The following is a 13,510-nucleotide window of genomic DNA, read 5'->3' as shown; positions in this document are numbered from 1 at the left end:
CCGCCGTCCGGCCCTCGCTCAGCCCTCAGCCAGCCGCCCCGCGTCCCGGGCGACCAGCCGCATGCCCACCTCCTCCGCGACGGCCCGCGCCCGGGCCGCCTCCCCGGCGGCCGCGCCCCGGTCGCCGCGCGCCGCGTGCAGCCGGGCGAGCGCCAGCAGCCCCCGGGCCAGTGACGGCCGCAGCCCGAGCCGCTCGCTGACCGCGACCGCCTGGCGCAGGTGCTCCTCCGCGGCCGCGGTCCGGCCGGCCGCCGCCTCGGCCCGCCCCAGGTACAGCGCCGTCGGGCCGAGCGCGCCGATGCCGCCCTGGAGGGCGAGCCGGTGGGCGTGGGGGAGCAGCCGGTCGGCGATCGCCGCGGCCACCGCGGGGTCCGGCAGCGCCCCGGCGTTGGCGAGGTCGCCGGCGATGAGCGCCTGCCAGCAGGTCAGCGACAGCCAGTCCCACTGCATCGGCCAGGCGCGGAACGCGTCGTGCTCGGCCATCACCGCCGCGGCCGCCGGCGCCTGCCCGGTCTGCAGCAGTGCCAGCGCCAGCACGAACGCCTGGGCACCGCCGGCCGACGACGACTCCGCCGGCAGCCCGGTCAGGCGCTCGGCCAGGCAGCCCTGGTCGATCCAGATGAACGCGCGCATGACCAGGTCGGTCCAGTCCTGCGTGTAGAGCTGGGTCCGCTGGGTGAGCACGTACGCCCGGTCGACCAGCTCCATCGCCAGGTCGTGGCGGCCGTCGAGCGTCGCCCGCGCCGCCTGCATGCTCACGCACTGCGCCTGCAGCAGCGGCAGGTCGTGCCGCTGGGCGACGTCCCAGGCCTCGACCAGGTCGGCGTCGCCGCCGGCGAGGTCGCCCAGCACCAGGCGGGCGGTCGACCGGCGGGCCAGCGCCAGGACGGCGACGTCGGCGCGCTCCGGGCCGGCGGCGAGCCCGAGCAGCTCGGTGGCGGTGGCGATCTGCTCGTCCTCGTCGCCCGGCAGCCAGGCCGCCGACAGCCGCGCCGACAGTGCGGTGACCAGCAGGTCGTCGCGGCCGGTCGTGCGGGCCAGGGCGAGGGCCGCGGCGGACTCCCGGTCGCTGCGCCCGCGGTCGGGGCCGTAGTGGCAGGCCGTCGCCAGCGCGGCCTGGCTCCGCACGCGGGCGGCGGCGTCGTCCCCGGCCGCGGCCAGCACCGCCTCCAGCCGGCGCACGAGGTCCTCCGGGTAGCTGCCGTAGGCGACCGGGAACCACAGCCCGGCCAGCCGGCAGAACCGGTCGGCGGCGGCCGCCGCGGTGGCGGCGTCGCCCCGGGTCAGCGCGGCGTCCACGGCGGCGGTGAGCAGGCCGGTCGCGGCCTCCCACGAGCCGGAGCGGGCCATCGTCGTGCCCGCGCGGAGCAGGATGTCCTGCCGCAGGTCCGGCGGCCCGCCGCCGGGCTCGGCGTCCAGCGCCTCCAGCGCGCGCTCCCACCAGCGGGCCGCGGTCTCGTGCGCGTGCTCGTGGGCGGCGCGCGTGGCGGCCCGCTCGCAGGCGGCCACCGTGGCCGCGGCGTCGGTGAACGGCCGGCCGGCGACCAGGTGGTGCGCCCGCTCGAACGGGTCGGCCGTCTCCGGCAGCGCCGCCGCCAGCCGGGCGTGCAGGCGGCCCCGGCGCAGCTCCGGGACGTCGGCCAGCAGCGCCTCGCGGACCAGCGCGTGGGCGAAGGCCAGGCGACCGGCGCCGGCCGGGCGCACCAGGTCCGCGGTCTGGGCGGCGTCCAGCGCGTCGACGAGGGCGTCGTCGTCCCCTGCGGAGGCCCGCTGCAGCAGGGCGACGTCGAACCGCTGGCCCGCCGCCGCGGCCAGCCGCAGCACCGCCCGCACCTCCTCGGGCAGCCGGGCCAGCCGGCGCTCGACGACGTCCCGCACGCCCGCCGGCACCGCGCGGTCCGCGCCACCGGACGCCGCCACCCGGGCCAGCTCGGTCGCGAAGAACGGGTTGCCGCCCGACCGCGCGTGCAGGTCGGCCAGCGCCGCGTCGTCCAGGTCGGCCACCTCGCGCACCAGCTCCGCCGTCGCCGCGGCGTCCAGCGGCGCCAGCGCGAGGTGGGTGAAGCCGGCGGTGCGGGCCAGCGTCGCGCGGACCTGGGCCAGCGCCGGGTCGGGCACCCCCGAGCGGCAGGTCGCGAGCACCGCGACCGGCCCGTGCCGCAGCTCGACGGCGAGGAAGGAGAGCAGCCGCAGCGACGCCGGGTCCGCCCAGTGCAGGTCGTCCACCACCACGACCACCCGCGCCTCGGCCGACGCGGCGACGAGGGTGCCCAGTGCGCGCTCGAAGGCGGCGAAGGCCCCCTCGCCGGGGAGGGCCAGCGGGTCGGCCCGCCCCGACAGCTCCGAGACCACCTGCTGCCACGGCCACAGCGCGGGCGCGTCGTCGTCCTCGTGGCAGCGGCCCCACGCCACCCGCACGCCCGGCCCGGCCACCGCCTCGGCCGCCAGCCGGGTCTTGCCGATGCCGGCCTCGCCCTCGACCAGGACGAACCGCGGGCCCGAGCGCGGCAGCCCCGCCACGACGGCGCGCACGGCGGACCGCTCCGCGTCGCGGCCCACGAGGGCGGGGCCCGCGGCGCCCGGTGCCGGGGGAGGGGGCGCCGGTTCCCTCCGGAGCACCCGCGCCTGGGCCTCGCGCAGCGCCGGCCCCGGCTCGACGCCGAGCTCCGCGCCGAGCAGCCGGCGGACGTCGGTGTAGCGGGCCAGCGCCTCGGCGGTCCGGCCGGCGGCGTGCAGCGCGTCGAGCAGCAGCACCCACGGCCGCTCCCGCAGCGGGTGTTCGGCGACCAGCTCCTCGGCCCGCGCGACCGCCGCACCGGCGCGGCCCAGGCAGACCAGGGCGGCGACCGCGTCCTCGCGGCAGGCGGCGCGCAGCGCGTCCAGCCGGGTGCGGGCGGCGACCGCGAAGGCCCGGTCGCCGGCGTCCTCGAGCGCGACCGGCCCGCGCCACAGCCCCAGGGCGTCCTCCGCGGCGGCCAGCCCGGCGGCGGCGTCCCCCCGGCCCAGCGCCTCGCCGGCGGCCGCCGCCAGCTCGGCGAACCGGCCGGCGTCGACGTCGCCCGGCGTCGCCGCGAGCCGGTAGCCGGCCGGGGTCCGTGCCACGGCGTCCGGCCCGAGCAGCCGGCGCAGCCGCGAGACGTAGGTCTGCACCGAGGCCTCCGGGTCCGCCGGCGCCGCCTCGCCCCACAGCTCCTCGACGATGCGGTCGACCGACACCGGCCGCCCCGCCTCGGTGAGCAGCAGGCCCAGCAGCACCCGCTGCAGCGGGCTGCCGAGGTCCAGCGGCCGGTCGCCGGGCGAGCGGCGGGCCTCGACCGCGCCGAGCAGCCCGTAGCGCACGCCCGCCTCCTCCCCGTTCCCGTTCCGCGGCCGGGCGAGCTGCGCGTTCAGCGGGCGTCCAGCCGGGGCGGCAGGAGCGTCGCGCCGCGTCGAGGAGCCGTCAAGCGGCCGGGCGCACGGTCTGCCCGTCGCCCCTCCCGCCCGGTGCGGGAGCCGAACCCGAGGAGCACGCCATGTCCCGCATCCTGTTCACCACCATGCCGATGGCCGGCCACCTGCGTCCCGGCCTGCCGATCGCCCAGCAGCTGGTCGCCGACGGCCACGAGGTCGCCTGGTACACCGGCGGCAAGTACCTGCCGCTGGTCGAGAAGGTCGGCGCCACTGCCGTCCGCATGGACCCGGCCCTGGACTTCGACGACGCCGAGATCGACGCCCGGCCCGGCCGCAGGCCCGGCCTCCAGGCGCTCAAGGCGGCGATCCTCGACGTCTTCATCCGGCCGATCCCCGACTGGGTCGCCGAGCTCGACCGCGTCCTCGACGAGTTCGCCCCCGACGTCGTCGTCGCCGAGCAGGGGTTCATGGCCGGCCCGATCGCCGGCGAGCGGCGCGGCATCCCGAGCGTCGTGTTCTCCGTGTCGCCGCTCGGCATCTCCAGCGCCGACGCCCCGCCGTTCGGCACCGGGCTGCTGCCGTCGTCCTCGACGCTGGGCCGGCTGCGGAACCGGTCGCTGAACTGGGCGCTGCGCAGCGTCGTCCTCGCCGAGTGCCAGCGGGCCGCCGAGCAGGTCCGCGCCCGGCTCGGCCTGCCGCCGATGACCAGCTACTTCATGGACTGGGGCGCGCACCTCGCCGACCGCTACCTGGTCCCGAGCGTCCCGGAGTTCGAGTACGAGCGACGCGACCTGCCGGGCACCGTGGAGTTCGTCGGCCCGATGCTGCCCGCCGGCATCGACGACCTCACCCCGCCGCCGTGGTGGGCCGACGTGCTCGCCGCCCGCGCCGCCGGCCGCCCGGTCGTGCTCGTCACCCAGGGCACGATCGCCACCGACCCCCGCAACCTCATCCTGCCGACGGTCGCCGCCCTCGCCGGCCTCGACGCCCTCGTCATCGCCACCGCCATCGGCTTCGACGCCGACGAGGTGCTGCCCGCCGACGACCGCCCGGCCAACCTGCGGGTGACGCCGTTCGTCCCGTTCACCGAGCTGCTCCCGCTGGTCGACGTCATGGTCACCAACGGCGGCTACGGCGGCGTGCAGACGGCGCTGGCCCACGGCGTCCCGCTGGTGGTCGCCGGCCTGACCGAGGACAAGATGGAGGTGTCGGCGCGGGTGACCTGGTCGGGGACCGGCGTGGCGCTGCGGACCGACACCCCCGACCCGCAGCAGGTCCGGGACGGCGTCACCGCGGTGCTGGGCGACCAGCGGTTCGGCCGGCGGGCGCGGGAGCTGCAGGCCGTCTACGCCGGCTACGACGGCCCGCGCCGGGCCGCCGCCTCGATCGCGGAGGTCGCGGAGGCCCGCCGTCCGGTGGGCTGACCTCCCGGCCTGCCTGCAGGGTCCCGCCGCGGGCATGCGAGCGGTGGCGGGCAGGGAGGTCCTTCTAGACTCGGTGCGCCACGGGGTGTGGCGCAGCTTGGTAGCGCACCCGCTTTGGGAGCGGGGGGCCGTGGGTTCAAATCCCGCCACCCCGACGTCGCGAGGCCGGTGTGCGTCCCATCCCGCCACCCCGGCCGTCGCGCGCGTGTCTCTAGACTCGTGGGTCGACCCGGCGCTGTCGGACCGGCCCGGCGCCCAACCCCTGTCTGTCGATCGAGGAGCACTGCCGCTGTGAAGAGCACCATCGAGGAACTGGGCCCCACGCGGGTCCGGATGGCGATCGAGGTGCCCTGGGGGGACCTGGACCACGCCTTCGGGGAGGTCTACAAGGAGCTCGGCAAGCAGGTGCGGGTGCCCGGCTTCCGCCCGGGCAAGGTGCCCAACCGGGTGCTCGACCAGCGGATCGGCCGCCCCGTCGTCCTCGAGCAGGTCGTCCAGCACGCCATCCCGGAGGTCTACTCCGAGGTCGTGCGGGAGAACCAGGTCCGCGTCCTGGGCCAGCCCGACATCGAGGTCACCCGCCTCGACGACAACGACACCCTCGCCTTCACCGCCGAGGTCGACGTCGCCCCCAAGATCGACCTGCCGTCGCTGGAGAGCCTGGCCGTGACCGTCGACGACGTCGAGGTCACCGACGAGGAGATCGACCAGCAGGTCACCGTCATGCGGGAGCGGTTCGCCATGCTCACCGCCGTCGACCGCGCGGTGGAGGACGGCGACTTCGTCTCCATCGACCTGGAGGCGACGCTCGACGGCGAGGTGCTCGAGGACGGCACGACCAGCGGCATGTCCTACGAGGTCGGCTCCGGCAACCTCATGGAGGGCCTCGACGACGCCGTCCGCGGGCTGTCGGCCGACGAGTCGAAGACCTTCTCGACCCCGCTGCTGTCCGGCCCGAACGCCGGCGAGACGGCCGAGGTCACCGTCACCGTGCGCTCGGTGAAGACCAAGGAGCTGCCCGAGCTCGACGACGAGTTCGCCTCCACGGCGAGCGAGTTCGACACCCTCGAGGAGCTCCGCGAGGACGTCCGCACCCGGCTGGCCCGCACCAAGGTCCTCCAGCAGGGGGCGCAGGCCCGCGACAAGCTGGTCGAGCACCTGCTCGAGACCGTCGAGGCGCCGATCCCCGAGAACCTCGTCGAGCGCGAGATCGAGTGGCGCAACCAGGCCATGCAGAACGAGCTCCAGCAGGCCGGGATGGACTGGGACGGCTTCCTGTCGATGTCCGGCGTCGAGAGCCGCGAGGCCTACGACACCGACCAGCGCAAGAACATCGAGGAGGCGGTGCGCACCCAGTTCATCCTCGATGCGATCGCCGACGCCCGTGAGGTCACCGTCGACAACGACGACCTGTCGGCGCAGATCATGGCCCAGGCCCAGCGCAACCGGATGAGCCCGGAGCAGTACGCCCAGCAGCTGCAGCAGGGCGGCAACATCGCCGAGTTCGTCGCCGACGTCCGCCGGACGAAGACGCTGGCCCAGCTGCTGGAGCAGACGACGATCACCGACGCCTCCGGCAACGTCGTCGACCTCGAGGCGCTGCGCCCGAAGACCGTGCCGGCCCCGGCCGATTCCGCCACCGAGGAGCCGGCCGCCGACGAGTCCGCCGCTCCCGAGGCGGCCGGCGCGGAGTCCGCCACCGACGACGCCGCCGGCACCGAGGACGCCGCCGGCACCGAGGACGCCGCCGGCACCGAGGACGCCGGGGACGCCGCCAAGAGCTGAGAAAGGCCCGATCGACGACCGACGCCGTCCCGCCCCGCCGACCGGGGAGGGGCGGCGTCGCTCGTCCCGGGGCGTGGACCGCCCGCGCCGTCGCGGGCCGCCGCTGCGCCCACGGCGAACACCCCCCGCGCCGGGACTGCTCCCCGGCACCTGCGCGTTAGGGTCGACGCAGACGCCGGCACCCACCGGGAACACCTGGTGTCCCCGGGCGCACCTTCCCCGCCCGCCCACCGAGACCGACTGCACCGCCAGTTCTACGGAGGTCACCGCACCCGTGAGCACCAACCCGAACCCGGCGAGCGCGCCGCTCATGCGTGCCGCCGCCGGGGGGATGAACCTCAACGACTCGGTCTACGAGCGCCTGCTGCGCGAGCGCATCATCTTCCTGGGCAGCCAGGTCGACGACGTGATCGCCAACCAGCTGGCCGCGCAGATGCTGCTGCTGTCCGCTGAGGACCCCAAGCAGGACATCCACCTCTACATCAACTCGCCCGGTGGCTCCGTGACGGCCGGCATGGCCATCTACGACACGATGCAGTTCATCGACTGCGACGTCGCCACCTACGGCATGGGCCTGGCCGCCTCGATGGGCCAGTTCCTGCTGACCGCCGGGACCAAGGGCAAGCGCTACGCCCTGCCGCACGCGCGGATCATGATGCACCAGCCCTCGGCCGGCGTCGGCGGCACCGCGTCGGACATCGCCATCCAGGCCGACCTGTTCCGCCGGACCAAGCGGGAGCTCAACGAGCTGCAGTCCTTCCACACCGGCCAGAGCGTCGAGCAGATCGAGAGGGACTCCGACCGCGACCGCTGGTTCACCGCGGCCGAGGCCCTCGAGTACGGCTTCGTCGACCACGTGGTGAGCAAGGCCGCGATGACCGACAGCGCCAACCCGGTCACCGACAACTGAGTCCGGAGGGACACCCATGAGCTTCCAGATGCCCTCCAGCCGCTACATCCTGCCCTCCTTCGTGGAGCGCACGAGCTACGGCATGAAGGAGTCCAACCCGTACAACAAGCTCTTCGAGGAACGGATCATCTTCCTCGGGGTGCAGATCGACGACGCCTCGGCCAACGACGTGATGGCGCAGTTGATCACGCTCGAGTCGGCCGACCCGGACCGCGACATCACGATCTACATCAACTCGCCCGGTGGCTCGTTCACGTCGCTCATGGCCATCTACGACACGATGATGTTCGTCCGGCCCGACATCCAGACCGTCTGCATGGGCCAGGCCGCCTCCGCCGCCGCCGTCCTGCTCGCGGCGGGGACGCCGGGCAAGCGCCTGGCGCTGCCGTACTCCCGCGTGCTCATCCACCAGCCGTCGGGTGAGTCCGGTGGTCAGGTGTCGGACCTGGAGATCCACGCCGCGGAGATCCAGCGGGTGCGGTCGCAGATGGAGGAGATCCTCGCCCGGCACACCGGTCAGACCGTCGAGCAGGTCCGCACCGACATCGAGCGCGACAAGATCCTCACCGCCGACGAGGCCAAGGCCTACGGCATGGTCGACGAGGTCATCCAGAGCCGGAAGCTGAACGCGCTCCCCGGCTGATCGCGATCGGTACGGGTCGAGGGGGCGCGTGTCGCGCCCTCGACCCGTACCGTCGGGAGACGCGGGACGCATGTGGTCAGGCGTCGGACCGGCGGGCGAGTCATCGCCCTTCGGCACCGGTGCCTCCAGGTACCGTCGGCGAGCGCCCGATCCCCGGCCCAGAGCGCCGGGAGGAGAGCCTCGCGGAGTGCGGGGCCGTGCACGGGACAGCAGCACCAGTTCACACGCAGGCACCTGGGACCAGGGCCTGATTCCCCCGAGGTGGAGGTCAGCAGGTGGCACGAATCGGTGAGAGCGGTGACCTGCTCAAGTGCTCGTTCTGCGGCAAGAGCCAGAAGCAGGTCAAGAAGCTCATCGCGGGCCCCGGGGTCTACATCTGCGACGAGTGCATCGACCTCTGCAACGAGATCATCGAGGAAGAGCTCTCGGAGTCGTCGGACCTCAAGTTCGACGAACTGCCGAAGCCCAAGGAGATCCACGACTTCCTCGAGCAGTACGTCATCGGCCAGGACAAGGCCAAGCGGACGCTCTCGGTCGCGGTCTACAACCACTACAAGCGGGTGCAGGCCGGCGGCGCCGGAGGCCGCGACGACTCGGTCGAGCTGGCCAAGTCCAACATCCTGCTGATGGGCCCCACGGGCTGCGGCAAGACGCACCTGGCGCAGACCCTGGCCCGGATGCTCAACGTCCCGTTCGCCATCGCCGACGCCACGGCGCTGACCGAGGCCGGCTACGTCGGTGAGGACGTCGAGAACATCCTGCTGAAGCTGATCCAGGCCGCCGACTACGACGTCAAGCGGGCCGAGACCGGCATCATCTACATCGACGAGGTCGACAAGATCGCCCGCAAGAGCGAGAACCCGTCGATCACCCGGGACGTCTCCGGTGAGGGTGTGCAGCAGGCGCTGCTGAAGATCCTCGAGGGGACGACGGCGTCGGTGCCCCCGCAGGGTGGCCGCAAGCACCCGCACCAGGAGTTCATCCAGATCGACACGACGAACGTGCTGTTCATCGTGGGCGGCGCCTTCGCCGGGCTCGAGAAGATCATCGAGCAGCGGGCCGGCAAGCAGGGCATCGGCTTCGGCGCCGAGATCCGCGGCAAGAAGGAGATCGAGGAGGCCAACGCCTTCGCCGAGGTCATGCCGGAGGACCTGCTGAAGTTCGGGATGATCCCCGAGTTCATCGGCCGGCTCCCGGTGATCACCAGCGTGCAGAAGCTGGACCGCGAGGCGCTGATCAACATCCTCACCGAGCCGAAGAACGCCCTGGTGCGCCAGTACCGCCGGCTGTTCGAGCTCGACGGGGTGGACCTGGAGTTCACCGAGGACGCGCTCGAGTCGATCGCGGACCAGGCGATCCTGCGCGGCACCGGCGCCCGTGGCCTGCGGGCGATCATGGAGGAGGTCCTCCAGTCGGTGATGTACGACGTCCCGAGCCGGGACGACGTCGCCTCGGTGATGATCACCAAGGAGGTCGTGCTCGAGCACGTCAACCCGACGATCGTGCCGCGCAAGCCCACCCGCGCCCCCCGCGAGAAGTCGGCCTGAGCACCACCCGCTGACCGACGGCCCGCCTCCCCCGGGAGGCGGGCCGTTCCGCGTTCCCGCCCCCACAGTGGGCGCCGATGCGCAGTTCCCGCCGGGTGACCTGCCGATCAGCGCACACGGTCGGCGCCGTCGTCCACAGATCCCGCCGTGGGCACCCGCGCCGTCGTCCACAGATCCCGCCGTGGGCACCCGCGCCGTCGTCCGCACCAGCACCCTCCGGGCGTGGCGATCGACGTCTCCGCGGTGGTCGGCCCGGACGGCTGGGTGACCACCGACGAGCTCCTGACCCGGGTCAGCCGGCGCACGGTCGGGTACTGGGTCTCCCAGGGACGGCTGGTCCGGCTCCGGCCGGGTGTCGTGGCGCTGCCGGGTGCGGCGCCGGACTGGCGGGTGCGGGTGGCCGCCGCTCTCGAGGGCCGGGAGGCCGTCGCGAGCCATGTCACCGCGCTCGCCCTGTGGGAGCTGGTACGCCATCCGGCCGGACCCGTGCACCTCTCCGTCGACAGTGCGAGGAGCGCCCGCGGCTCCGCCGGCGTCGCGGTGCACCGGGCGCCGGGCGTGTACGAGGAGCGGCGCCGGGTCGCCGGTCTGGCGGTCACGTCGGTGGAGCGGTCCGTCGTCGACACGTGGGGTCGGCCGTCCGGGCTGTCCCGTGATGACGTCCGGGCCGCCGCCATCACGGCGGTGCGGCAACGGCAGTGCCGCCCGCGTGACCTGGAGCTCGAACTCGCCGACCGCGGCCGGCTGCCCGGCCGGGCCGAGCTGGCGCACCTGGTGTCGCTGCTGGCGAGCGGCTGCAGGAGCGAGCTGGAGATCTGGGGCTGCCTCGAGGTGCTGCGCGCCCCCGGGATGCCACCGTTCGTGCAGCAGCGTCCGGTGACCGTTGCCGGGCGGACCTTCCTCCTCGACGCCGCCTACGACGACGTCCTCCTCGCCGTGGAGCTGGACGGCGCCGCCTGGCACGGCTCCCGCGACCAGCGGGAGGCCGACATCAGCCGGGACGCCCTGCTGGCCACGGTGGGGTGGCAGACCCTCCGCTTCGGTTACCGACGGCTCACCGCATCACCCGATGCCTGCCGCCGGGAGATCCTCGCCGTGCGGGCCGCGCGGAGGAGGCTCGACCGTGTGCGCTGATCGGCAAGGAACCTGGCGGAACCTGCCCATCAGCGCACACGGTCACCTCGGGGTCAGGCCTCCGCGGGCGGGGCGAGGGTGACGTCGACCGACAGCGGGCCCTCGCCGGCGACGATCTCCAGCGCGGCGATCCGGCCGGCCTCGACCAGGTCGCGGCGGGCCGCCTCGACCAGCGCCACCTGCTCGGCCGGCGCGGTGACGGTCGCCGACTCGACGTCGGCCCGCATCGACTGCTTGGCGTCGGACTTGGCCTTGCGGACCCCGGCCAGCGCCGCGGCCACCACCGTCACCACCGCCGGGTCCCCGCCCGCGGGCAGCTCGGCCGTCTCCGGCCACGACGCGCGGTGCACCGACCCGGCCTGCCACCACGACCAGACCTCCTCGGTGACGAACGGCAGCACCGGGGCGAACAGCCGCAGCTGCACCGACAGCGCGAGCGCCAGCGTGGCCTGGGCGGAGCGCGCGGCGTCGTCCGAGCCGTAGGCCCGGGACTTCACCAGCTCCACGTAGTCGTCGCAGAACTGCCAGAAGAAGGCCTCGGTCACCTCGAGCGCGCGGGTGTAGTTGTAGGCCTCCAGCGCCGCCGTCGCCTCCTCGACCACCGCGGCCAGCCCGGCCAGCAGCCCGAGGTCGATCGGCTCGGTGACCTGCTCGGCCGACAGCCCCGCCGACGCGCCGAGCCCCAGCACGAACTTGCCGACGTTGAGGATCTTGATGGCCAGCCGGCGGCCGACCTTCATCTGCGCCTCGTCGAACGGCGAGTCCGCACCCGGCCGGGCGCCCGCCGCCCGCCAGCGCACCGCGTCGGTGCCGTAGCGCTCGAGCACGTCGATCGGCGTGACGACGTTGCCCTTCGACTTCGACATCTTCTTGCGGTCGGGGTCGACGACGAAGCCGGAGATCGCCGCGTGCGTCCACGGCACGGTGCCGAACTCGTAGTGCGCGCGGACGACGGTCGAGAACAGCCAGGTCCGGATGATGTCGTGCCCCTGCGGGCGCAGGTCCATCGGGAAGACGTGCGCGAACAGCTCGGGGTCGGTGTCCCAGCCCGAGGCCACCTGCGGGGACAGCGACGACGTCGCCCAGGTGTCCATGACGTCGGGGTCGGCCATGAACCCGCCCGGGACGCCCCGCTGCTCCTCGGTGAAGCCCTCCGGGACGTCGGACGACGGGTCCACCGGCAGCGCCGAGTCGGGCGCCACGATCGGGTCGGCGTAGTCGGGCTCGCCCTCGCCGTCGAGGCGGTACCAGACCGGGAAGGGGACGCCGAAGAACCGCTGGCGGCTGATCAGCCAGTCGCCGTTGAGCCCCTCGACCCAGTTCTCGTACCGGTACCGCATGTGCTCCGGGATCCACTGGATCTCCCGGCCGCGGGCGACCAGCGCGCTCCGCAGCTCTTCGTCCCGCCCGCCGTTGCGGATGTACCACTGCCGCGTGGTGACGATCTCCAGCGGCCGGTCACCCTTCTCGTAGAACTTGACCGGGTGCGTGATCGGCGTCGGGTCGCCGTGTAGGTCGCCGGAGTCCCGCAGCAGCTCGACCATCCGCTCGCGGGCCGCGTGCGCGGTCTTGCCGGCCAGCTCGCCGTAGGCCGAGGTCGCGCCGTCCGACGACAGCCCCGACGGCGGGTCGGCCACCAGCCGGCCGTCCCAGCCGATGACCGCGCGGGTGGGCAGCTGCAGCTCCCGCCACCAGGTGACGTCGTTGAGGTCGCCGAAGGTGCAGATCATCGCGATGCCCGAGCCCTTGTCCGGCTCGGCGAGGCGGTGCGCGACCACCGGCACCTCGACGTCGAAGACCGGCGTCCGCACCGTCCGGCCGAACAGCGGCCGGTAGCGCTCGTCGTCGGGGTGCGCGACCAGCGCGACGCAGGCCGGCAGCAGCTCCGGGCGGGTGGTCTCGATGAAGACCGGGCCCTCGGGGCCGGAGAAGGAGATCCGGTGGTAGGCGCCGGGGCGCTCGCGGTCCTCGAGCTCGGCCTGGGCGACCGCCGTCCGGAAGGTGACGTCCCAGAGGGTCGGCGCCTCCTGGGCGTAGGCCTCCCCGCGGGCGAGGTTGTGCAGGAACATCCGCTGCGCGGTCGCCCGCGAGGACTCCGAGATCGTCCGGTAGACGTTCGACCAGTCCACCGACAGGCCGACGCGCCGCCACAGCTGCTCGAAGGCGCGCTCGTCCTCCTCGGTCAGCCGCATGCACAGCTCGACGAAGTTGCGGCGGGACACCGGCTGCTGGTCCTTGCCCGGCTTGGCCGGCGGCTCGAAACCCGGCTGGTAGTGCAGCGACGGGTCGCAGCGGACGCCGTAGTAGTTCTGCACGCGGCGCTCGGTCGGCAGCCCGTTGTCGTCCCAGCCCATGGGGTAGAAGACGTGCCGGCCGCGCATGCGCTGGTAGCGGGCGACGAAGTCGGTGTGGGTGTAGCTGAACACGTGGCCGACGTGCAGCGAGCCGCTGGCCGTCGGCGGGGGGGTGTCGATCGAGAACGTCCGCTCGCGCGGCGCGGCCAGCGCCGCGGGTCGGTCGAAGGCGTAGGTGTCCTCGGTCGCCCAGCGGGCCGCCCACTTGTCCTCGAGCCCGTCCAGCGACGGCTTGTCCGGTACGCCGACGGAGGCTCCCTGGGCAGGGGTGTCCGAGGTCGCGGTGTCGGGAACCATGTCCCTCATCCTAGGAAGTCCGCGGC

8 protein-coding genes and 1 tRNA gene are annotated in these 13,510 nt (G+C 74.2%); 7 read left to right on the top strand and 2 right to left on the bottom strand.

Annotated features, from left to right (window positions below; translation table 11 throughout):
- Positions 1–18: 18 nt before the first annotated feature.
- A complete protein-coding gene (locus MY520_RS15455; protein ID WP_436693213.1) occupies positions 19–3,339 on the bottom strand; it encodes a BTAD domain-containing putative transcriptional regulator in 3,321 nt (1,106 codons plus the stop codon).
- Positions 3,340–3,512: 173 nt separating this feature from the next.
- Between MY520_RS15455 and MY520_RS15450 the strand changes: the two genes are divergently transcribed.
- The 7 genes from MY520_RS15450 (at position 3,513) to MY520_RS15420 (ending at position 10,833) form a co-directional block, all read left to right on the top strand.
- The gene (locus MY520_RS15450) at positions 3,513–4,814 is read left to right on the top strand and encodes a nucleotide disphospho-sugar-binding domain-containing protein (RefSeq protein WP_436693211.1); all 1,302 of its coding nucleotides are present in this window, start codon (positions 3,513–3,515) and stop codon (positions 4,812–4,814) included.
- A gap of 81 nt (positions 4,815–4,895) precedes the next feature.
- A tRNA-Pro gene (locus MY520_RS15445) sits at positions 4,896–4,969 on the top strand.
- Between the two features lie 136 nt (positions 4,970–5,105).
- Positions 5,106–6,599, top strand: coding sequence for a trigger factor (tig, locus tag MY520_RS15440; RefSeq protein ID WP_436693209.1), 1,494 nt, complete (start codon positions 5,106–5,108; stop codon positions 6,597–6,599).
- 274 nt (positions 6,600–6,873) lie between these two features.
- Positions 6,874–7,509 carry an ATP-dependent Clp protease proteolytic subunit gene (locus MY520_RS15435; protein WP_436693207.1) on the top strand — a complete coding sequence of 212 codons (636 nt, stop codon included), beginning with the start codon at positions 6,874–6,876 and terminating at the stop codon, positions 7,507–7,509.
- A 16-nt stretch (positions 7,510–7,525) separates the two neighbouring features.
- Positions 7,526–8,152 (top strand): ATP-dependent Clp protease proteolytic subunit, encoded by a 627-nt coding sequence (locus tag MY520_RS15430; protein ID WP_436693205.1) that lies wholly within the window; start codon positions 7,526–7,528, stop codon positions 8,150–8,152.
- 275 nt (positions 8,153–8,427) lie between these two features.
- Complete coding sequence (gene clpX / locus MY520_RS15425) at positions 8,428–9,699, top strand: ATP-dependent Clp protease ATP-binding subunit ClpX (protein ID WP_436693203.1); 1,272 nt, start codon at positions 8,428–8,430, stop codon at positions 9,697–9,699.
- A gap of 222 nt (positions 9,700–9,921) precedes the next feature.
- Positions 9,922–10,833 (top strand): DUF559 domain-containing protein, encoded by a 912-nt coding sequence (locus MY520_RS15420; RefSeq protein WP_436693201.1) that lies wholly within the window; start codon positions 9,922–9,924, stop codon positions 10,831–10,833.
- Positions 10,834–10,886: 53 nt separating this feature from the next.
- Here MY520_RS15420 and valS read toward each other — a convergent pair whose 3' ends face one another.
- On the bottom strand, positions 10,887–13,484 hold the full coding sequence (valS, locus tag MY520_RS15415; RefSeq protein WP_436693199.1) for a valine--tRNA ligase: 2,598 nt from the start codon (positions 13,482–13,484) through the stop codon (positions 10,887–10,889).
- Positions 13,485–13,510: the final 26 nt, after the last annotated feature.

Source organism: Geodermatophilus sp. CPCC 205506, assembly GCF_051383635.1.
Taxonomy (GTDB): Bacteria; Actinomycetota; Actinomycetes; order Mycobacteriales; family Geodermatophilaceae; genus Geodermatophilus.
The sequence above is the reverse complement of the archived record's forward strand: the minus strand, read 5'-3'. Positions and strand labels throughout refer to the sequence as shown.